Origin of the sequence: Trichocoleus sp. DQ-A1 (assembly GCF_039961955.1) — a bacterium.
GTDB lineage: Bacteria > Cyanobacteriota > Cyanobacteriia > Cyanobacteriales > FACHB-T130 > FACHB-T130.
Genome location: NZ_JAMPKE010000004.1, coordinates 162,550 through 184,382 on the forward strand (window position 1 = coordinate 162,550; position 21,833 = coordinate 184,382).

Annotated in this window: 16 protein-coding genes; 7 read left to right on the forward strand and 9 right to left on the reverse strand. The window is 47.2% G+C overall.

Translation table 11 applies throughout. The features are described 5' to 3' along the window. The first annotated feature begins 7 nt into the window (after positions 1 to 7). From NDI33_RS06415 to NDI33_RS06425, 3 genes are all read left to right on the forward strand, one after another. Positions 8 to 1,354 carry a metallopeptidase TldD-related protein gene (locus NDI33_RS06415; protein WP_190677766.1) on the forward strand — a complete coding sequence of 449 codons (1,347 nt, stop codon included), beginning with the start codon at positions 8 to 10 and terminating at the stop codon, positions 1,352 to 1,354. A gap of 409 nt (positions 1,355 to 1,763) precedes the next feature. Further along, positions 1,764 to 3,197 (forward strand): alkaline phosphatase D family protein, encoded by a 1,434-nt coding sequence (locus NDI33_RS06420; protein WP_190677768.1) that lies wholly within the window; start codon positions 1,764 to 1,766, stop codon positions 3,195 to 3,197. Between the two features lie 180 nt (positions 3,198 to 3,377). Then, a complete protein-coding gene (locus NDI33_RS06425) occupies positions 3,378 to 4,373 on the forward strand; it encodes an L-lactate dehydrogenase (RefSeq protein WP_190437067.1) in 996 nt (331 codons plus the stop codon). Positions 4,374 to 4,698: 325 nt separating this feature from the next. Here the strand turns inward: NDI33_RS06425 and NDI33_RS06430 are convergent, their stop codons facing one another. After that, on the reverse strand, positions 4,699 to 4,824 hold the full coding sequence (locus NDI33_RS06430; RefSeq protein ID WP_277878923.1) for a hypothetical protein: 126 nt from the start codon (positions 4,822 to 4,824) through the stop codon (positions 4,699 to 4,701). A 401-nt stretch (positions 4,825 to 5,225) separates the two neighbouring features. On the opposite strand from NDI33_RS06430, the gene NDI33_RS06435 reads away from it, so the two are divergent. Beyond that, positions 5,226 to 5,420: an NblA/ycf18 family protein gene (locus NDI33_RS06435; protein ID WP_190412666.1), complete on the forward strand. Its 195-nt coding sequence runs from the start codon at positions 5,226 to 5,228 to the stop codon at positions 5,418 to 5,420. 563 nt (positions 5,421 to 5,983) lie between these two features. Here the strand turns inward: NDI33_RS06435 and NDI33_RS06440 are convergent. The 8 genes from NDI33_RS06440 to patD all read right to left on the reverse strand — a co-directional run bounded on the left by NDI33_RS06440 (position 5,984) and on the right by patD (position 12,897). Further along, positions 5,984 to 7,522 carry a serine/threonine-protein kinase gene (locus NDI33_RS06440; RefSeq protein ID WP_190412665.1) on the reverse strand — a complete coding sequence of 513 codons (1,539 nt, stop codon included), beginning with the start codon at positions 7,520 to 7,522 and terminating at the stop codon, positions 5,984 to 5,986. A gap of 273 nt (positions 7,523 to 7,795) precedes the next feature. Further along, positions 7,796 to 8,251 carry a hypothetical protein gene (locus NDI33_RS06445; protein ID WP_190412887.1) on the reverse strand — a complete coding sequence of 152 codons (456 nt, stop codon included), beginning with the start codon at positions 8,249 to 8,251 and terminating at the stop codon, positions 7,796 to 7,798. Between the two features lie 244 nt (positions 8,252 to 8,495). Further along, entirely contained in the window at positions 8,496 to 9,077 is a 582-nt protein-coding gene (locus NDI33_RS06450) for a hypothetical protein (protein ID WP_199300607.1), read from the reverse strand. Positions 9,078 to 9,304: 227 nt separating this feature from the next. After that, a complete protein-coding gene (rpsU, locus tag NDI33_RS06455; RefSeq protein WP_190412664.1) occupies positions 9,305 to 9,487 on the reverse strand; it encodes a 30S ribosomal protein S21 in 183 nt (60 codons plus the stop codon). Between the two features lie 33 nt (positions 9,488 to 9,520). Continuing rightward, positions 9,521 to 9,865, reverse strand: a complete 345-nt coding sequence (locus NDI33_RS06460; RefSeq protein ID WP_190430484.1) for an RNA-binding protein — start codon at positions 9,863 to 9,865, stop codon at positions 9,521 to 9,523. 183 nt (positions 9,866 to 10,048) lie between these two features. Beyond that, positions 10,049 to 11,707, reverse strand: a complete 1,659-nt coding sequence (locus NDI33_RS06465; RefSeq protein WP_190677773.1) for an ABC transporter ATP-binding protein — start codon at positions 11,705 to 11,707, stop codon at positions 10,049 to 10,051. 64 nt (positions 11,708 to 11,771) lie between these two features. Then, positions 11,772 to 12,341, reverse strand: a complete 570-nt coding sequence (locus tag NDI33_RS06470; protein WP_190412661.1) for a zf-TFIIB domain-containing protein — start codon at positions 12,339 to 12,341, stop codon at positions 11,772 to 11,774. Positions 12,342 to 12,507: 166 nt separating this feature from the next. Beyond that, entirely contained in the window at positions 12,508 to 12,897 is a 390-nt protein-coding gene (gene patD, locus NDI33_RS06475) for a heterocyst frequency control protein PatD (RefSeq protein WP_190528497.1), read from the reverse strand. A 375-nt stretch (positions 12,898 to 13,272) separates the two neighbouring features. Here patD and NDI33_RS06480 point away from each other — a divergent pair, with 375 nt between their 5' ends. From NDI33_RS06480 to NDI33_RS06490, 3 genes are all read left to right on the forward strand, one after another. Next, entirely contained in the window at positions 13,273 to 15,579 is a 2,307-nt protein-coding gene (locus NDI33_RS06480; RefSeq protein ID WP_190677775.1) for a bifunctional (p)ppGpp synthetase/guanosine-3',5'-bis(diphosphate) 3'-pyrophosphohydrolase, read from the forward strand. 108 nt (positions 15,580 to 15,687) lie between these two features. Beyond that, a complete protein-coding gene (locus NDI33_RS06485; protein ID WP_190677885.1) occupies positions 15,688 to 16,674 on the forward strand; it encodes a YegS/Rv2252/BmrU family lipid kinase in 987 nt (328 codons plus the stop codon). Positions 16,675 to 17,127: 453 nt separating this feature from the next. Further along, the gene (locus NDI33_RS06490) at positions 17,128 to 21,810 is read left to right on the forward strand and encodes a response regulator (protein WP_199302559.1); all 4,683 of its coding nucleotides are present in this window, start codon (positions 17,128 to 17,130) and stop codon (positions 21,808 to 21,810) included. The last annotated feature ends 23 nt before the right edge of the window (positions 21,811 to 21,833 follow it).

The following is a 21,833-nucleotide window of genomic DNA, read 5'->3' on the forward strand; positions in this document are numbered from 1 at the left end:
AATTATCGTGACTCTAGCAACAGCACCCAGTTTAATCAGTAAAGATCGGGCGATCTCTCTATTAGAAGAAGTTATTAAACAGTCGGAAGCAGAGGAGGTATTTGTCAGCCTCAGCACTGGTGAAGAATCCCTCAGCCGCTTCTCGGAAAATCAAATTAGCCAAAATATTAGTAGCACTCAGTTTAAGCTCACCATCACCAGTTACTTCGGACGCAAGAGTGCCTCTAGTTCTACGACAGATTTAGATTCAGATGCGAGCGCATCTGCCATCAAACGCTCGGAAGAACTTGCCCGTTTCGCCCCAGAAGATCCGGAGTGGGTGCCACTGCTAGAACCTCAAGTTTACGAAGAGCGAACCCCAGCCTTCGATGAGGCAACGGCAACCCTTTCACCGCTAGCACGGGGCGAAATTATCCAGCGTGTCTGCGCCATGAGTGCGAAGGCGGGAGTGGATGGTTCGGGAACGTTGAGTACAGAGACGAACTTATATGCGATCGCAAACTCGCGGGGACTACGCGCCTGCAATCAAACTACAGAGGCAGATTTCAGCTTTACAGCTCGAATTGGCGATGGTTCCTCCTGGTGTAATCGCTCCGCTTGGGCGCTTGAACAGTTGCCAATTGAGGAATTAACCCAGCAGCTAATTGAGCGGGCAATCAAGTCGCGCCAACCCCGCGAAGTCCATCCTGGCGCGTATCCAGTTGTCTTTGATGGAGCCGCTTTTGCTGCTTTGCTCCCTTGGATCGTCTGGAATTTGGATGCACGCGCAGCAGATGAAGGGCGGTCGTTTATGTCTCGCACTGATGAGTCAGGCAAACCCGCGGGCAACCGTTTAGGCGAAGCAATGTTTAGCCCCATCGTACAAGTACAGCGAAATGCCGCTCATCCTCTGTTGCAGTTAGGCACTTTCTTTGGCGATGGATTAAGCAATGACTACAAAGAAGTCATTCAGGACGGTATCCCTCAAACGCTTTCCTATAGCCGCTACTGGGCGGCACAGCAGGGCAAAAAGCCGACAGGCGCGATGTATCCAATTGTGATGACTGGCTCAGATCGAAGTCTAGCTGACCTAATCGCCCAGACAGAGCGAGGAATTTTGGTGAGTCGGGCTTGGTACGTGCGCTATGTGAATCCTCGATCATTAGTCGTAACGGGAATGAGTCGTGATGGCACCTTCTGGATCGAGGATGGTCAAATTGCTTACCCAATTAAAAACTTGCGCTTTAACCAGAGTTTGCCTGAAATGCTGCGGGATGTGGATGCTCTGAGTACAGTCCAACGCTATGGCAGCAGTGTTGTGCCTGGGGTGCGAGTGGGGGCGTTTAATTTTAGCAGCGTGACTGACAGCGTTTGATTTATAGAGGTTCTGGGCAGCAGTTTAGAATCCAAAATAAGCAGCGATAGGAATAACGCGCGATCGCAAAGTATATCGCGCCGATGATTCGGTTCCTTGTGTTTGTCGCCTAAATGTCCGCTAAACCATCAATATCAACCGTTTCTAGTTAATATTGAAATTCGCAGACATTCTATCAAAGCCGAGTTTCAATTTGACCTTGTCCCACCTCAATTTTTATGACCCCGAACAGCGCCCCTGGCCCAATTCCCGTCTCGATTGTGCCAGCATCATTGGACATACTACTCCCACTAGCACCCGCCTGTGGTTCCGGGCGTCTTCCCCTGGAGATTACTGGCTAGTATTTTCTCGCCATCGAATTCCTACCAATGGCACTCCGGAGATAATCAACGACGAAAAAGGGCATTGGTTGCGATTAACCTCTCCAAGTATTTCCCAAGAAATTTATAGCGTTACTCTTGTCCCACTCCAACTCAATCAAGAGCATGACTTAACAGGTGTAGTAGACCTAAAAAATCTCCAACCCGATACTCGCTATTATTACGCTCTATTTCACTTGGATAGAGAAAAACCCTGGGAACTGGGCAACGAACAAAACCTGTCATTTCAAACCTTTCCAGAACATCCCACAGAGGTGAATTTTGGGATGTTCAGTTGCCATATGCCTTACGACGAGCATCAGCTCCTCAATTTGGAAATGTGGGACAAATTTAAGCAAGAATTATTGGATACAAATGCAAACTTTTTGATAGGTACTGGCGACCAAGTATATGTGGATGGAGAAGGAAATAAACAATTAAATATCTGGAGCTGGTTGAGGAAGAACAAAAAACAAAACCCTTCTAAAACCGATATGATTTCCTGGTATCGAGATATCTATCGGGGTTATTGGGGCATCCCCCAGGTGCAACAACTTTTTCAAACTTTTCCCACCTATATGATATGGGATGACCATGAAATTATGGATGGCTGGGGTTCTTATACACCCAATGAATTAGCCGCACAGCTAGATACTTCATGGCAGTTGCGAAATACTCAAGAACATTTGCGGCTAGCAAATGAAATGTTTGAGGCTGCTAAGCAAGTTTATCAAGAATACGAACATTCTCATAATCCTCCTACAGATACCAGTATTGATCAATTTGACTATCAGTTCAATTGTGGATTCTGTAGTTTTTATGTATTAGATATGAGGGGACATCATGATTATAATCGGCAAGAGCTGCGTCTTTTAGGTGCCGAGCAGTGGAAACGTTTTGACGGTTGGCTAAATTCCCAATATGATTCTGAATCCCGCGTTTTATTTATTGTGTCGCCAGTTCCAGTCGTTCATTTTAAGAGCTTTGCTGTTAATAATTTAGACATCCCCTATTGGAAGTACACTGATGATTTACGAGATCATTGGGATCATAAATCTAATTGGGCAGAACGAGATCAACTATTAAATAAGGTTTTTGAGGTTTCCCAAAAAACCAAGAAACCTATTGTATTTTTGAGCGGAGATGTACACATGGGAGCTGCTTTCAAGTTATCCCACGAGCAATCTCCATCGGCTAAAGTGTTTCAGCTTACTTCTAGCGGTATCGCCTATGCATCTTTAAGTAAATTTGCTATGAACATATTACAAAAGATAGTCATTGATGAAAATTTTATTGAAAGTAATGAAACTAAAAGTCCCTACAAAATAGAAAAAATATATGTATGTACTAAAAATAATTTTAGCTTGCTTCATGTAAAACAACTTGCCGATGGAGAGTTATCTATTATTTTTGATTTGTTTAGTAGTGACTACGGAAATAAAACTTTTGATAGAGAAAGAATCGAGTTAAACAAGGTTTCATAGAAGTAGCGAATTGTTAAAATTAACGCCGTGGTTTAGCGTTTCCAAAACATTCTGGAGACCCTAAAAGACTGTTGTTGAGACACAAGGATAAAAATAATTAAAGGAAAAGAAGGTTAGCTTTATCTGAAAAGGATTGGTTTTCGATATCATTACATCAACGACATTTTCCATCAGATAGATATGTTTGAAGAATTATTTACAACCCCTACCGAGACTAATCTTGACTTAGCGATCGCTCGTCGTCCCCGGAAGGGAGTCATTATTGGTGCAGGTCAGGTAGGAATGGCTTGCGCTTACTCAATCCTGATTCAAAACACCTTGGATGAAATGGTGATTGTTGATGTTAATCGAGAAAAGCTAGAAGGGGAAGTCATGGATTTAGTCCACGGGCTACCCTTTGTCGAACCCAGCCTAGTACGCGCGGGAACCCTAGAAGATGGGGAAAATGCCGATATTGTAATTGTCACAGCAGGAGCAAAACAAAAGCCTGGAGAAAATCGGTTAAGTTTGGTGCAGCGCAACATCGAAATCTTTAAAAATTTGATTCCAGAAATCGTGAGATGTTCTCCAGGAGCGATTCTCTTAATTGTCTCGAATCCAGTAGATATCATGACCTATGTTTCCTGGAAGCTTTCTGGGTTGCCGAGTTCTAGTGTGATTGGTTCGGGCACGGTGTTAGATACAGCTCGTTTTCGCTATCTGTTAGCCCAAAAGTTACAAGTTGACCCGCGTAGTTTGCACGCATACATTATTGGGGAACATGGAGACAGTGAAGTTCCCGTTTGGAGCAAAGCCAATATTGCGGGAATGAATTTATTAGATGTTCATGACAATAATGATTTAACGAAAACTGCACAAATTGACGAGATTTTTCAACAGGTCAAGAACGCCGCCTATGAGATTATCCAACGCAAAGGAGCAACTTGCTACGCAATTGGTTTAGGGGTTACTCAGATTGTGCAAGCAATTTTACGCAATCAAAACCGAGTTTTGACTGTTAGTAGTTTGATAAATGGTCTTCACGGAATTAATGATGTTTGTCTGAGTTTGCCTGCGGTCGTAAATCGTCAGGGTGTTACCAGGGTTCTGAATTTCTCTTTGACCCCTACAGAGTCAGAACAATTGCAACGATCTAGTCAAATCCTGCGCCAAACGATTCAGCAAGTCAACCTTTAATCTCTCAGCTATCAGTTTAAGAGGATATTTGAAAAGTAGTATAGCCATCTTAAATCGAATGGCACTGACATAAGAGCCTTGAGATAAATCCCTCACCTTAAAGCTTTCAACGTGTTTTCACAGGTTGAAAGCTTTTGTTCTGGCAGTATTTTAGTCAGTTAAAACTGACCTTAGCTCTTAGCCCAAACTTTAGTTTAGGGTTTTAGTTCAGGGCTTAAGTCAGCGCCATTCATCTTAAATCATTCATGAAATCTTCCATCTCTTTTCTTCCTCTTCCTTAGCGCTATGCAGTGCGAAGGCTCGAGCTGAGCGCCATACAGCCCCACTACGAGATCGCTAATGCGATTAATTCTGACAAGCCTTGAGGATTGCTCGATGAGCCTTTCGTAGGGGCGGCTACCGCATAAGTCGCCCAAATGCAGAAAAGGCAGTACCGACTGGATGGTGCCATAACCGACTTCTCAGACATCCTCTGGGTGGGTAGAGTCACTTGAGAGAGCAAATGTGTTGAATGCAATGTGTTTAGGGAACTGCATTGCGTCTCCACTGGTTTAAGAGCGGCACTGCTATGGCTTAATAAGTATATTTACTTAGCCGTTTGTTCGTGATGAGCAATTTTCCCTCCAACAACTTGCTAAAACTACCTCAACCCTAGATGAAACTTTCTGGGTGCATATTCCATCTTTGGGATCAACTGAAGTATACACAAAGAAAGATGGGCATTTTGTCAAATTATTGTTATCTTTCGTAATAACAGGGAAATGGTTAGACGGTTCAGCGATGTTCAGCCCTTACCCTGTGAGTGCTTCAGCGATTGATAAACATACACTCTCTCTAAAGTCGGAGCTTACCATGAACCAACCTATCGAACTGTCTCTCGAACAACAATTCAGCATCCGTTCCTTTGAAAGCCAAGTGGAGAATATGAGCCGCGAACAAGCTCAGCACTTCTTGGTCAAACTCTATGAACAAATGGTGATGCGCGAAGCTACATACAAGCATCTTCTGAAGCACCAATGGGGCTTAGAGCCAAATCCTCAGGAATAGAGTATCCGTGTCGCAGTGGGCGACCTCCGTCTCTTGCTTTGTTCCTCAGGGGAAAGAAGCTGGGGGTGCTGGGGCGTCAACTTCAGTTTCAAGAAAGTTGAGTTTTAGGAAATTGCTTACGGTTGGAAGCGTTGTCTATTTAAATATCCGAAGGACAAAGATAATATCTTGTAGTAAGGAAGCGTGTTTAAGTAGATGAACGTAGACCAAGATTTCTCGGTTGGCGTGTCAAGCTTGCTGAATTGGTACCGATTTTTCAGAGTTTTGACATGAAGTTGAATAGTTTATGACAAGTTTGGCAGTACTGGCATAAGCGAAATTGGTTTTTTGAGTTTAGGTTTTCGTACTACAAAAATTTTCATACTACAAAAATAAATGCGACAGCTTGATCGCTGTGCAGACATGAGCGAAAGCAAGAACCACTGGCGAATAGACGCTTTGCAGGCACGCCTGCGGGCATAGGCGACGCGATCGCATCAAGTGTAAAATTAAAAATAATCAAGCGCGAGTCTATTGGACTCTCCATGAACTCCTGACTCTCTTGCCCTAACTCAGCACCCAGACTAGCCTGAGATATCCGAAGAATAATCTCCGGTCTGAACAGATTCCAGCTTCATCAAAATCTTGGGCTTTAGCTTCTCAAACTCTTGCTTGAGCAGACTTTTACTCATTTGGGGCTGAGCCACTGAGGGTAAGGTTTGGCTTGTATTTGCCCACTCTTGCAACATTTGGCGTTGGACCGGGGCAATTGTGGAAATCATTACATTCGCGCACCGATGCGGTTCTTCTAAAGCAAAGAACAAAATCCGGTAAATCCCGTTTTCTCCCAGTTGTCGCACAATATCCTGACCCATAGAAGTTTTTAGATCCAGGTAGCAACTGAGCCAGCGAGGGCCTTGTTCGCGGTTGTGCAGGGCGGTAATCCACAGCAGCATAGGATGAGGAGACATCAAAAACAGAAACTGATTGTAGCGAGTGCTGATCAGGCGATTCTGAATTTCCGGTTTGTGAAGCATGACCCACAGGGTAGGTAAAACTTCGCGGCTAGTGCGAAGTAGATGGGGAAATACAATCTCTGCAATTGGTTTGTTTTTAGGCCAGGAAGTTAAGCGGCAGACTTCATCGGCTGTCGGGGCGTTCTTAGGTTTGGGATCGGCTACGACGGGCAGTTTAGATAAAACTTCTCCAATCCGCTGACCTAATTGCCGACCTTGACCAAAACGTTGCTCCAATGGCTCTAATGCTTGCAACACTTGAGCCGCATTTTGGGGGCGATCGCTAGGGACTTTTGCCAAACAGCTCATCACTAAGCTTTCTAGAGATTTTGGCAACTTTAGATCGGGATTAACCGAATCAAAAGTTCTTGGGGGGATAAAGTGATGAGCTTTATACCAGCCGCCAAACGAGTGAGTCTCTGCCATTAAGGGCATCTCAGCCGTCAACATCTCAAACATCATTACGCCCAGACTATAAATGTCAGAGCGTTTATCTAGTTCTCTGCCCTCCATTTGTTCTGGAGAACAATAAGCTAAAGTGCCCATAAACGAGTTAGTCTGAGCGATGTCGGACTGGAGCAGCTTGGCGATGCCAAAATCCAGAATCTTGACTAACTCACCTAAAGTCGTATCTTGAACGACTGTAATATTACTAGGCTTTATATCCCGATGAATAATCGGACAGACTTCACCATCTATGAGGATGCCCTGGTGAGCGCATTGTAGCCCTAAACAAATTTGGCGAGTGATATTCAAAAATCGGGGCAAGGACAGGGGCCGGTCTTTGAGAACCTCGCTCAGACTCTCCCCTTGGAGAAATTCCATGACGTAGAACGGGATTTCGTTCTCGTCCACGCCATAATCCCTGACTCGGACAATGTGAATACTTTTTTCTCCCAAAACAGCGCAGATGGTTGCTTCTCGCTCAAAGCGATCGCGCATTTTTTGGTTTAGTAGCGTCTGAGAGAGGAACTTAACCGCGACGGTGACACCTCCCAGTAACATATCCCTGGCTTGATACACTCGACCCATTGCGCCTTTGCCTACCAACCCTAAGAGTTGATAGCGATTGGCGAGTAAGCGATCGGTGTTGGGGTCTGTCATCATAATTTGGCTCCTAAAATCGGGAGCATTTGTAATATTTACCTATAGGGAACTATTAACTTTATCTCAAAGGATGCAGTCTTATGTCTTCAGGATGGAGTTTTAAGCCTTCAAGCGAAAACAGATACTGAGTTCCACGCAAGAAACCGGAAAGACCAGTAAACGTTCTTTCCTACTTCATACCTCTTACTTTATATTTCCCAAATTCCACTTCATATTTCACACTTTATACTTCTTACTGACCATCTAGAGCCTGAAGCTGAATTTCTAGAGCGATCAAGAATATGATTGTGGCTGACGCTCCATCGTTGCTTCCATCGTGCTAGTCAAATAATGACCCGCCATGATGCCACTAGAAAGGTAGTAGGTATTCTCATTGAGACGGTGCAAGGTATCGAAACCAGTGCGCCGCTGGCGATCGCCTAATACCCAGTAACGCTGAACGATCGAATCTGGCGTAACCCAGCCCTCGCCCTCAACACGACCTAAAAGATTGTGCTGTAGTACATAGGTATATTGGCGTTCCCCAGCATCAAATCGCCCACGATATTGTAAAGAAATTTCCTCGCGGGCGCTGCCTGGAAAGCTCAGCTTTGTCACCATTGTGAACCAGTTTTCTCGACCCCAGGCCACTAATGTTCTGCCACTCACGGTGATTGGCATCTCGTGACGCTCCAGCCAATTTCCTTGGAGCGTCCATCGTCCTGCCTCCATTAAAAAGGTGTGACCCACGGTTGTCACCTTGCTGCCTGCTTGAAACGCCGCCTTTAAAGGATTCTTCCCTTCCAGGATGAATATTCAAGGCGACAAGTAAGTTTAGTATAACCGGAGTCTTGGGACGTAAAGTGGAATACGCTTGTGCGGCTTTATCCCAAAATCAAACTAAGGAATCTTTTATAATTCTAGTCCCTCGATCCCCAGGACAGTTTATCAATGTTATCTGTGATATCGAAAGATTTTCAGGTGAAATCCGGCCTTATATTCCGGCTCTTCTACTCCTAGACACCTCTGCACCTCGGTTCTTCGGTTCCGGAAGTATCGCGGGAACGAAAGATTGAGACTTTGAAGAGTCTGCAATCTTCAAAGCAGAATGAGTCCAAGCATCATTGGACAAAGGCCCTTCGGATACTTTAAATTCAAATGGATGAGGGGGGTCTTGAACAAGCGACAGGGAACCCCGGTCGTGCGCTTTCACCAAGCTGACGACCCAAGGTAGAAAGTCTAAGATTTCCTCTGGTAGTACAGTTAACTCGAAGTACCAACCCTGATTAAGTCCTCGACATTCTCTTCCCCATTGTGCCGTTGTAACTCTACCAGCGCTCTTATTAATCGCCACTCTTAAAAGAAATGGGCGTTGAGGAATTAACTTGTCTGGTGCAGTGTATGCGTAAATACTTATATAGTTCACTTGGCTCCGATTGTCTATCCAAGATGCAATCGGAAAGTTACTACTATAGGAACTTCCAGTAACTCTTACTGGCACATTCATAGCAGTAGCAAAGAGAGAATAGAACTCACGCCTTAGGTCAGCGATAATACGTATTGCTTCTGGGGTCATGCTTGCTAAAATTTGTAGAGAAAAATACAAGAAACGGCTCTATTTCAAAACTTGTGATGGTGATGCGTTCAAATTTTGCTTTAAAGCCTCACCAGCTTTTGAAATAGAGCCTAAGCAAAGATCGCTTGATAGCAAGCTGTAAAACGCTCTTGAGGCTGCGTTGTGCTGAAGAATGTTACAGATGAAGTTATTAATCTGTCTTAAACTCGATTTTCGGACGGTAAGACTTAATAGCGGAAACGCTTCTTACGCCTTCTCGCGATCGCTTTGCGCTTGCGTTTTTCCAAAGGAGTCTCAAAGTGACGTTGCCGTCTTATATCTGGAAAAATCCCTGCTTTAGAGACTTGACGCTTAAATCGGCGCAGGGCTGACTCAATGCCTTCATTTTCGCCTACAACTACTTGGGTCATCCGGTGTCCTCCTAAACTATTTGATTAATTGCATTAGTAGCGTCGATAGCCGCCGCCACCGCCACCGCCGCCGCCGCCACCGCCTCTATTGTTGCCGCCCCAGCCACCACCAGGACGACCTCCGCCTCCTTTATCCTCACGAGGCTTAGCTTTGTTCACTTTTAGCTCTCGTCCCATCCACTCAGCGCCGTTGAGAGCTTCAATGGCGGCAGTTTCTTCAGTTTCTGTATCCATTTCCACAAAAGCAAAACCACGCATCCGACCTGTCTCGCGATCGGTTGGCAACTGAACCCGCTTAACGGTTCCATACTCAGCAAAAACATTACTGAGGTCGTCTTGCGTAACTTCGTAGGATAGGTTGCCTACATAGATTGACATGGAATGTCTCCAGAATCAAAAAAGTGGTGTAGAGAGTTAGATCCGGAGAAACTGCCTGTCAGTAGAAATAACAAACACTACAGCCGAATATAAGTCTATATTTAAGGATTTTAACACACCATTTAGTCCCTGACTCTGAAGCCGATCGTAGATGCCATGTTGTGCTGACCAGTCAAAACAATTCTATTTTGGCTGCTGCGATACCAGCAAAGGGGCGGCTTGTAGTAACGTCTGGGTGTAGGGGTGCTGGGGATTCGTAAAAATCTCGTGGGTTGAGCCGAGTTCGACAATACGACCGGCATTCATAACTGCAATGCGATCGCACAAAAATCTTGCCACAGAGAGGTCGTGAGTAATAAACAAATACGTTAAATCGAATTCCCGCTTTAACTCTAACATCAACTCCAGTACTTGTGTCTGGACGCTAGCATCTAGCATACTCACCGGCTCATCGCAGATTAGCAGTTTGGGTCGAGTAATCAAAGCACGAGCGATCGCAACCCGTTGCTGCTGTCCCCCCGACAAATCCGAGGGATACCGTTGATAATACTCGCTTGTAGGCGTTAAACCTACTCGCTCTAGCATCTGCATTACCTGCACTTTCGCCTCATCGGGGCTAGCCAGTTTGTGGATAAACAGGGGATCGGCAATACTTTCACCGACTGTCATCAGCGGATTGAGACAAGCATGGGGATCTTGAAACACCATTTGCATTTGCCGTCGCGATGCCCTCACGGCTTTAGTAGACATCTGAGCTAAATCCTGTCCTAGAAACTCAACGCTTCCTTTCGTTGGTCGAATTAACTGCAAGATCGTCCGGGACAAGGTACTCTTCCCGCATCCGGATTCTCCCACTAAGCCTAAAATTTCCCCTGGATAAAGTTCCAAGTTGATATCATCTACCGCTTTAATAACGGGGACATTTTTGGAAAGAAACTGTCCGATGAAATTGCTCTCTAAGGTGTAGTACTGCTGCAAATTTTTGATTCGCAAGAGGGGGGTTGGTAATGAATGATTGCTCTTCGGCTCCTCAACTTCCGTGTCATATTTCCTGATGTGAAAAGCCGCGTCCAAAAGCGATCGCGTATATTCGTGTTGCGGTTGCCGAAAGATAGACTGGGGTGAGCCAGTTTCTACCATCTTCCCGGCATACATCACCGCAATGCGATCGCAATACTCTCCCACCATTGCCAAATCGTGAGAAATCAGCAACAGTGCCATCTCCCTTTCCCGGCACAGTCGCGTCAATTCTTGTAAAATCTGTGCGGCTACGGTTACGTCCAAACTGGTCGTAGGTTCATCTGCCACAATTAACTTTGGGTTGAGAAGCAAAGCCAGCGCGATCGCGACTCGTTGCCGCATTCCTCCACTAAACTCATGAGGATACTGCGACCATCGACTTGCCGGGATCTTCACCGCATCCAAGGTTTCGAGTACCTTTTCTTTCATCTGTTGCCGTGACAGATGAGGTTGATGACTCCGGAGCGTTTCCAGACAGTGCTTCCCAATCGTCATCAGGGGATCGAGGCGCGTCATCGGATCTTGAAACACCAGCGCCACCGCTTCCCCCCGAAACCGCCGTAACTGTGCCGGAGTCAGATCGAACACGGAATTCCCAGCAAACGTCACCCGCCCCTCAATGCGAGACGAAGCTGGTAACAAGCGCATCGCCGCCCTTCCCAGAGTAGATTTACCGCAGCCCGATTCTCCCACTAATCCCAGTTTCTCTCCAGGTTCTAAAGTGAAAGAGACATCATCCACTGCCCAAGAAGGCATAGCAGTAGATCGACGGCTGGGATAAGCAACCCGCAGATTTTCTACACAAAACAGGCTCTCAGTCATTCGGTAACGGGGAATAAGGAATGGGTGATGAACAATTAGTAATCCAACAAGGTCGCGATTTCCGCTATTTTGTGACGCCTACTTGCCGCATCAGATAGGCGACACCAAAATCTCCATTCGGATGTTTTGCTAACTGTTCCGCCAGCTCAAACACACGCGCTGCCAATTCGGGACCGAGTTTTTCCATTGTGGCTTCACGTTCTTTCTCGGATTGTTGCTGTTTTTCCACCTTGATCTGCCATTCACTGGAAAACAGCTGCTCAATCGTCGTGTGCAACCCTAATTGAGATAGTACCTCCCACTCCCCGCGATCGCACCAAATCCCATTACAATTCAGGCAACGCTCTACATAAAACGGCGTTTTCAGCCTTACCTTGGCGCGAGATAAATAACGACCGCACTCCGGACACAGTGCTGCTTTGGTATCAAAGGGAGACTGCACAAAATCCACATTTAGGATTTGAGCGATAGATTCCGGATCTGCGGGAGTCAGTTCCGGTTGCTGTGCTTGCCATGCTTCGTATTCCGCAGAGGGAATCCAGGTTCCCTTGCAATCAGTGCAGTGTTTTACAGCTAAATTTCCCGCCAGGGTGCCATCGAGTAGCGATACACTCTTACATTTTGGACAGTTCACCAGTTTTTCTTCCTCTCCTAGTTTAATTTTTTATTAATTTACTCTGTTTTTTCGGACATCTTGCACTTGCACCAGGACAGCGACTCCTGCGATCCCTTGCTGTCAAAGCGGGTGGGTTTATCAAGGCAATCTGCGAGATACCAGAGAAAGCCGGTGAAATCCGCCCCTATATTTCTCCCTGGCTTTCCCGATCTCCGTCTGCTTGCAGGAGGGCTTGACAGTAGCCAATCAGGGTTGATAAGCGATCGCTTATCGCCGCTTGTCGAGGATTAGCGGTTGCCGAACGGCGAGACGCCTGCAAAAATGTCATATCCATCTCTAAAAGTCGCAGCGCTCGATAGATTTCCGTCTGGAAAGACCTCCACCGAGGCTCAATCTCTGGGTCTAATTCATCACCCGTCAAAATGGTAATTTGCTGTGCAAAAACTTGTTTGACGTGTTGAAATTTTTCACCGATCCCTTCTTGTTCTTGATTAGCGGCTGTCATTGTATGCAGCAGCTGTTCTAGAGCTGTCAAAAGTTCCTGATAACGTTGTTGGTAAGACTGAGGCAACATTGGCACGTTGTTCCGCTAGAATCAATGTAAAGAATTTTGTCTATTCAACAAGGCAATTGCTAAGCACCAGCTAACTGGTGTAGGCTTGCAATCTTCAAGCAAGCTTTAGGTAAGGGCAAGAGCGATACGTCGCACCGGAAGCGCGACGCGCAGTAAGCGTAGGCATTAGCCAAGCGGTATCTTGGTGGATCGCTCTATTTCTGACAATATTCTTACCCTCGACCCTTGACAATTGAAAATCCAAAATTCAGCGAACCTAGGGACTCTTCAATGCAGACCCTAGGAGATGCCCTTTTAGCCTCTAGACAAAATCATTTTCCACGTCAGCACAACTCCTCGCTATTTTTACTCTTTATGCTCGACCTGCTCAACACTATGAACTCACAAGCTCCAACTTCTACAATTAGTTGTGTCATTCCTGACTGGCTACAGGAATGTTTGATTGCGCGTCATGAGGACAATCAAACCACCAAACAGCCCACAATGCCCGAAGGGGGAAGTGTCAAAGTTTTCCCAACGCCTGCGGACGCTGATTTAATCTGTCGCGCCTTTGAATTTGCTTACCAGTTACACGAAGGTCAGACTCGTAAATCCGGGGAAGCTTACATCTGTCACCCGGTCGCCGTTGCTGGTCTTTTACGAGACCTAGGCGGTGGCGCTGCCATGATTGCAGCTGGCTTTCTGCACGATGTGGTAGAAGATACGCCCGTCACCCTCGACGAAATCGAACAGCGCTTTGGCTCAGAAGTGCGGCTGCTGGTAGACGGTGTCACCAAACTTTCTAAATTTTCAGAAACCTTTTCCAGCAAGACCGAACGCCAAGCTGAGAACTTCCGCCGAATGTTTCTGGCAATGGCTCAAGATATTCGGGTAATTGTGGTGAAGCTAGCCGACCGGCTGCATAATATGCGGACGCTAGAACACCTGCCTGATGCCAAACGGCGGCGAATTGCCCAGGAAACGCGAGAAATCTTCGCACCCCTGGCAAATCGCTTGGGGATCGGACGATTTAAGTGGGAACTGGAAGATTTGACGTTTAAGTATCTCGAACCCGAAGCCTACCGGCAAATACAAGAGTTGGTGGCAGAAAAACGGGCAGACAGAGAGATTCGATTAGCGAACGTCAAAGAAATTCTGCGGCAGGGACTCGCCTCATCTAGTATTACCTGCCTTGACATCAGCGGGCGTCCCAAGCATTTGTATGGGATTTACCAGAAGATGCAGCGGCAACAGAAGGAATTTCACGAAATCTACGACTTGGCAGCAATTCGGATGATTGTTCAGACGAATGAAGAATGCTACCGCGCCTTAGCTGTCGTTCACGATGCCTTCCGACCGATCCCCGGTCGGTTTAAAGACTACATTGGTTTACCTAAGCCCAATCGCTATCAGTCTCTGCATACGGTAGTTCTCGGAATTACGGGTCGTCCCTTAGAGGTGCAAATTCGGACTTTGGAAATGCATCACATTGCCGAGTACGGGATTGCGGCTCATTGGAAATATAAGGAAACCGGGAGTTCCAACCGTACCCAAATGACCGCAACCGATGAGAAGTTTACCTGGCTGCGGCAGCTCTTGGAATGGCAAAGCGATCTCAAGGATGCTCAGGAATACCTGGAAAACGTCAAAGACAACTTATTTGACGATGATGTTTATGTGTTTACGCCCCAAGGGGATGTGGTGCCTCTAACTGGGGGTAGCACTCCCGTCGATTTCGCTTACCGGATTCATACAGAAGTGGGGAATCACTGTGCGGGGGCGCGGGTCAACGGACGGATGGTGACGCTGGACACGCTGCTGAGGAATGGAGACATTGTTGAAATTATCACTCAGAAAAATAGCCGTCCCAGTTTAGATTGGCTGAATTTTGTGGTGACAACCGGGGCGAAAAACCGGATTCGTCAATGGTACAAGCGATCGCATCGGGATGAAAATATTACTCGCGGTCGAGAACTCCTAGAAAAAGAATTGGGCAAAAGTGGCTTTGAATCTCTGCTGAAGTCAACCCCCATGCAGTCGGTCGCCGAACGATGTAATTACCACAGCGTCGATGATTTATTGGCTGCTCTGGGTTACGGGGAAGTCACTCTCAACCTGGTAGTCAATCGCATTCGAGAAGCCGTGAAAGCAACTCAAACGATTGCGACTGCCCCCGACCCAATAAAAGATTTTGCAGCGGCTGTTGCACTTCCAACCTCGAAAAGTCCCATCCCAGCTCCCAGCACCAAAACGCCTATCGCTGGTGTGGAAGGGTTACTGTATCATCGTGCTGGATGTTGCGGGCCGCTCCCCGGTGAAGCGATTATTGGTGCAGTCACACGCGATCGCGGAATTTCCATTCACCGCCAAGGGTGCAATAATGTGGCGAATGTCCTAGGCGATCGCTTAGTCCCCGTTAGCTGGAACCCCACCGACTCAAGCGGACGTCCTCAAACCTATCAAGTTAGCATTCAAATTGAAGTGCTTGACCGCGTCGGAGTCTTTAACGATATCCTGTCCCGTTTAAGCGATGACAATATTAATGTGCGGGGTGCAGGCGTGAAAACATCAGACGGGCGACCGGCAATCATCGACCTATGCATTGATATCCGCGATCTCCAACAACTGGAGCGGTGTTTTACCCAAATTCGCCAAATCAGCGACGTTCTCAATTTACGTCGCTTCGGTCAAGGATGTGAATAGAGATACTGCGGTGATTCGTCATTCGCCACTGGTAATAGACTCATACAGTGGGCGAATGACAACGACTCACCGCTGATCACAACGGACTAATGACTAATGACTAATGACATAAAACGCTCTGCCTGTCTCATCTTTAATCCAGTTGCCGGTCAAAGCGATCCCGATCAAGATTTGGCAAAAATCCGGGCACTTTTAGAGCCGGAAATTGACCTAGATATTTATCTGACAACGCCTGAAATTGACGCTGCTCAACTGGCAAGAGAAGCAGTGGAACGCGGTGCCAGTACCATCATTGCCTCTGGTGGTGACGGTACCCTCTCAGCCGCCGCCGATGCCTTGGTGGGGACGAACATTCCAATGGGCGTGATTTCAAGAGGAACCGCAAATGCCCTGGCGTCTGCTTTAGGGCTACCGGATACGATAGAGGCCGCCTGCGAGACAATTTTGGGGGGTATAACGCGGGTCGTGGATGCCGCCTACTGCAACGGCAAACCGATGATATTACTCGCGGGGATTGGTTTTGAGGCAGAAGCCGTCGAACGGGCGGACAGAGAGACGAAGAACCGCTTGGGGATGATGGCATACATCCTGGCAGGGATTCAACAGTTGCGGCAGTTCAACACGTTTGAGGTTGAGATTGAGACGGAAGACAAAATCGTGAAACTAACCGCTGCTGCTGTAACGATTGCCAATGCTGCACCCCCCACATCCATTTTGGCTCAAGGTCCAGCGGGCATTCTTTTTGATGATGGGTTGCTTGATTTAACCGTCGTGGCACCGAGTAATGTCGCCGGAGCGATCGCTGCCTCCTATCATTTACTTCAAACTGCCTTAAGCGGCAGTGCCACAGAACGAGACGACATCGGCTATCTGCGAGCCGGACGGATTCAGGTACGAACCAATCCACCGCAAAAAGTTGTCGTAGATGGGGAAATTATTGGCACCACTCCGATTGATGTCGAGTGCATTCCTGGCGGCTTAACGCTCTTAGTCCCCCTTCTCGAAGAATTACCAGTTACAGAAAAACTTGAAAATTTACCCAGTGTAATCATTGAGTCCAAGCAAGACTTAATTCCCCCTGAAGAGGTTGATTAGTCTGTCATTCGTCACGATAGCGGTTCTCGCTTTGTTGCAATATATCCTCGTAACCTCACCCTAAAGCCCTCATCGAAAAGCAGTGAAGGGTTTGGGGTGGGGTTAAACTCTTAAGACGTTGAGGAGCATGGGTTTGATGTTAACGAAACGCGCTCTACCTATCCTCCAAATCATTAACTTTGTCTGTTAGGGCAGTCATACCCAACCAAAGACTCGTAACTAAGCGCTAAAAACGACTCACAAGTGAGCGATCGCCTAGCGCCAACGAATATGCTTTCTTAAATGTAAGGGCAGCTTATATTGGACACAGGTTGAAGTGGGAGTTATCTGCCCGGAAAGTTAACCTGGAAGCCGAACAACCGCTCGCAAAAGCCAGACAGACCTTCAGGGGATGAAAGCCCGCAAACATCAAAGGAAGAGTTTCTGGGGCTGTATCGGCTCTAGTTCATATTGATGATGAAAATCCTCCGTCCTATCCTGCGATCGCTATACAGACACCTTAGCAAGCCGCCTCTACGGTATTTGCTGTTTCAGCAACCCAAAAAAAACCCAAGTCTTCTGCCTCAAGGGGAGAGCGAATATTCTTCTTTTGAGCCGCAACCATTCTTGCCCCTAAACAGCGACGCAGCCAGCCTTGAGGCTGAAGCAAATCGGCTCAAGGCACTTTATCGCTATGAAATTCTCGATACTCCGGCAGAACAGGCATTTGACGATCTGACTGCACTGGCTTCCCACATTTGTAACACTCCCATTGCCCTCATCAGCTTGGTTGATAGCAATCGCCAGTGGTTTAAGTCGAAAATCGGTCTGAAAGCAACAGAAACAGCAAAGTATTTAGCGTTCTGCGCTCACACAATTTTAAAATCAGATGAATTATTAATTGTACGCAATACGTTAGTTGATGAACGCTTTGCCAGAAATCCTCTGGTGACATCTGACCCTTATATCCGGTTTTATGCCGGAGTTCCCTTGGTAACGCCCGATGGCTTTGTTTTGGGCACCTTATGCGTAATTGACCAGATTCCTCGAAAGCTAATGAGCCAACAAATTGAAGCGCTCAAAGCGTTGGCGCGGCAAGCGATCGCTCAGATGGAACTCCGAATTCATCTCAATCAATTAGAACGCACTGTTTCTCAGCATCAACAGGTAGTGGAAGCGTTAGGAGAAAGCGATAAAAAATATCGCTCTGTCGTTGATAACGTCAAAGAAGTAATTTTTCAAACAGACGTCACAGGTTTGTGGACATTCCTGAATCCGGCTTGGACAGAAATCACCAAATTCTCGATTGCCCAAAGTCTTGGCACTCATGTTCTAAACTACGTTCATCCTGAAGATCGCCAACGCAATATAAAACTGTTTCAAGCTCTGATTCAATGCCAAACAAAATTTTACCGACAGGAGATCCGCATCCTAACCGCTGATGGCAGCTTTTGCTGGCTTGACGTTTATGCCTGCGCGACACTAGACGCTAGCGGAAGTATCGTGGGTATTTCCGGCACCTTAAATGACATTACGGATCGCAAGCAAACTGAAGAGGCACTCCAAAAGACAACCAGCTTGCAGCGGGCAATTTTGGATAGTGCCAACTACACGATCGTTTCTACAACACCAGATGGCACAATTTGTACCTTTAATGCCGCTGCCGAGAGATATTTAGGATACGCTGCTGCTGAAGTCGTGGGCAAAACAACACCCCTGCGATTTCACGATTCACGCGAAGTATTCCGGCGTGCCCAAGAATTGTCACAGGAGTTGGGAATCCCCATCGATCCAAGGTTTGAGGTTTTTGTTGCCAAGGCGCGTCGTGGAGAAGTGGACGAGCGCGAATGGACGTTTATCCGCAAAGATGGTAGTCGTTTTCCCGTGCTGGTGTCGATGACGGCGTTACGGGATACTGAGGGCAACATTACTGGGTTTCTCGGAATTGGCAGCGACATCACGCAGCGCCAGCAAGCGGAACACGAACTGCGAGAGAGCGAGGCAGGGTTACGAGCGCTGTATGAAGTGACGGCAGCTCAAGGCGGAAAAGGAACGCCGCTACACTTCGACCAACGCATCCAGCGGATGCTGAAAATGGGATGCTGGCGATTTGGCTTAGAAATCGGGACGCTGGCGAAGATTGAAGGGGACAAATATCACCTGATTGCTGCTCAGGTGCCCGAAAACTCACCCATTCATCTTGCCAAAGGAAATCTTTTCGATGTTAAGCAGACTTATTGCGGTGAAGCACTGCGCTGCGACGAGCCGATTTGCTTTGAGTCCGTTGAGCGATCGCAATGGTACCAGTATCCGGCAAATACCCCTTTCAGAATAGAGGCATATATTGGTACTAGGGTAGTGGCAGGCGGGATTGTTTACGGTACCCTCAGTTTCTCCAGTTTAAAGGTGCGATCGCAACCATTCACGGTGGTAGACAAAGAGCTAGTGAAGCTCATGGCACAGTGGGTAGGAGGTGAAGTTGAGCGGGCAAAAGCCCAAGAAGCCCTACAACAGCAAGTTACCAGGACTTTGCTGCTTAAACGGATTACTCAAGAGATTCGCGCCAAGCTAGAAACACAAGAAATTTTTCAAACGACTTGTAAGTTATTGGGCGAAACATTCGCCGTGAATCGCTGTTTGATTTACTCATACATCGCCACCCCTAAACCACAAATTCCCCTAGTGGCGGAGTATTTGGAGCCTGGGTATGATTCGATAATGGGTGTACAAATCCCCGTTGTTGGCAATCCCCATGCCGAACAAACAATTGCTCAAGATCGCGCGATCGCTTCCTCAAATGTCTATGCCGATCCGCTGCTCAAAGAAACTGTTTCTCTGTGTCAGCAAATTCAACTCAAATCGATGCTGGCGATTCGCACTTCCTATCAAGGAGAAACTAACGGTGTGATTGGCTTGCATCAATGTAACACCTTCCGTGAGTGGACTAAAGAGGAAATTGAATTACTCGAAGCAGTGGCAGATCAAGTCGGTATTGCTCTGGCTCAAGCTTGCCTATTAGAGCAAGAAACCCGCCAACGCGAACAATTAGCTCAGCAAAATGTTGCCTTAGAAAAAGCAAAACAAGAGGCAGAAGCAGCTAACCGTGCTAAGAGTGAATTTTTAGCTACCATGAGCCACGAAATCCGCACTCCCATGAATGCGGTAATTGGCATGACTGGGTTGCTACTAGATACCGAACTCAAGCCACAACAGCGAGACTTTGTAGAAACCATTCGCAACAGCGGCGATGGCTTACTCACAATTATTAATGACATCCTTGACTTCTCTAAAATTGAGTCCGGTAAGCTGGAACTGGAACAGCAACCTTTCAATCTGCGAGATTGTATCGAAGAATCGCTTGATTTGCTGGCTCACAAGGCGGCAGAAAAAAACTTGGAATTAGCGTATTTGATAGATCCTTCTGTACCGAAAATGATTGTGGGGGATGTGACGCGACTCCGCCAAATTCTGGTAAATCTAATTGCGAATGCAGTTAAATTTACACACCAAGGGGAAGTTGTGATTTCGGTAAAAGCTCGTCAACTGGGAGAACGAGGCAGAGGGACAGGGGGGCTGGCGAGCTGGGGAGCGAATTTAGAACAAGAAATTGCTCATCTTACCGATGAGACGAACAAACCGATTTCTGTTGAAGAACTAGAAGAAAAAGCTGCAATCCAACATCGAAAACCCAAAATAAAAAATCACAAATATGCGATTCGTTTTGCCGTTAAAGATACCGGAATTGGGATTCCTTCTGACCGTATAGACCGTCTATTTAAACCCTTCAGCCAGGTTGACTCCTCTACAACTCGCAACTATGGCGGTACGGGGTTGGGATTAGCGATTAGCCGACAATTAACAGAAATGATGGGCGGGAGAATTTGGGTGGAAAGTGAAGGGGGTCAGGGTTCCACATTTTATTTCGCCGTTGTCGCCACCTCCGTTCCCACTTCAACGCTTGCTGACAGCCGCGACTCCCAACAACTATTAGCTGGAAAACGGTTGCTGATTGTGGATGATAACGCGACCAATCGGCAAATTTTGACTTTGCAGGCGATCGCGTGGGGAATGATCTCCCGCGCCGCCACCTCTGGGGAAGAAGCCCTGAACTGGCTGAGCAATCAGGAGACCTTTGATATTGCGATTCTGGATATGCAAATGCCGCAGATGGATGGCTTGAATTTAGCCGCAGAAATTCGCAAACTACCCAATACTCGGACGTTGCCATTGGTGATGTTAACTTCTCTAGGCAAGTCGGAGATAGAGCTACAAGCCCAGCAAGCAAATTTTGCCGCCTTCCTGAATAAACCGATTAAACAATCTCAGCTCTACAATGTCTTGAGCGGTCTGCTTGGCGAACCCGCTGCGCTGCCAAGTCCGCGTCCCCATCCCGAACCGATTGACCCGAATCTAGCGCAACGGCTACCGCTGCGAATTCTGTTAGCCGAAGACAATGTCGTCAACCAAAAGGTGGCGCTGCATCTATTGGGGCGTCTGGGATATCGAGCGGATATCGCCAGCAACGGTTTGGAAGTGCTGCAAGCGCTGCAACGCCAGCCCTATGATGTTGTTCTGATGGATGTGCAAATGCCAGAAATGGACGGATTGAGCGCTACGCGACGGATCTGTGAGGAATGGCCCTACGAGCAACGTCCCTGGATTATTGCCATGACGGCGAATGCGATGCAGAGCGATCGCGAGGAGTGTTTGAGCGCGGGGATGGATAATTACGTCAGCAAGCCGATCCAGATGGAGGCGCTGCTGAAGGCACTCGCTGCTTTGCAGCCGCTTCCCCGCCTCCCCATCTCCACCTCTGCCGTTGATTTCCAGGCAATCCAAGGGCTTTGCGATATGTTTGGAGAGAATGCTTCATCTGTTCTGGTGGAAGTCATTGATAGCTTTTTGGAAGATACACCCCAAATATTGCAAGTCATTCGGAATGCAGTAGATGCTGGAGATGCCGTGGCGCTGCGACAGGCGACTCACACGCTTAAGTCAACCAGTGCGACGCTGGGTGCTATGACCCTATCCAATTTGTGTAAGCAACTCGAAGCGATCGCGAAAGACGATACTCTAGCAGGAGCACCGGAAATCGCATCGCAGATGGAGGCGGAGTATGAGCGCGTGCGCTGTGCGTTGCAAGATTTTCCTCTTTGATCGAGATTGAAACCTCCGTCCGG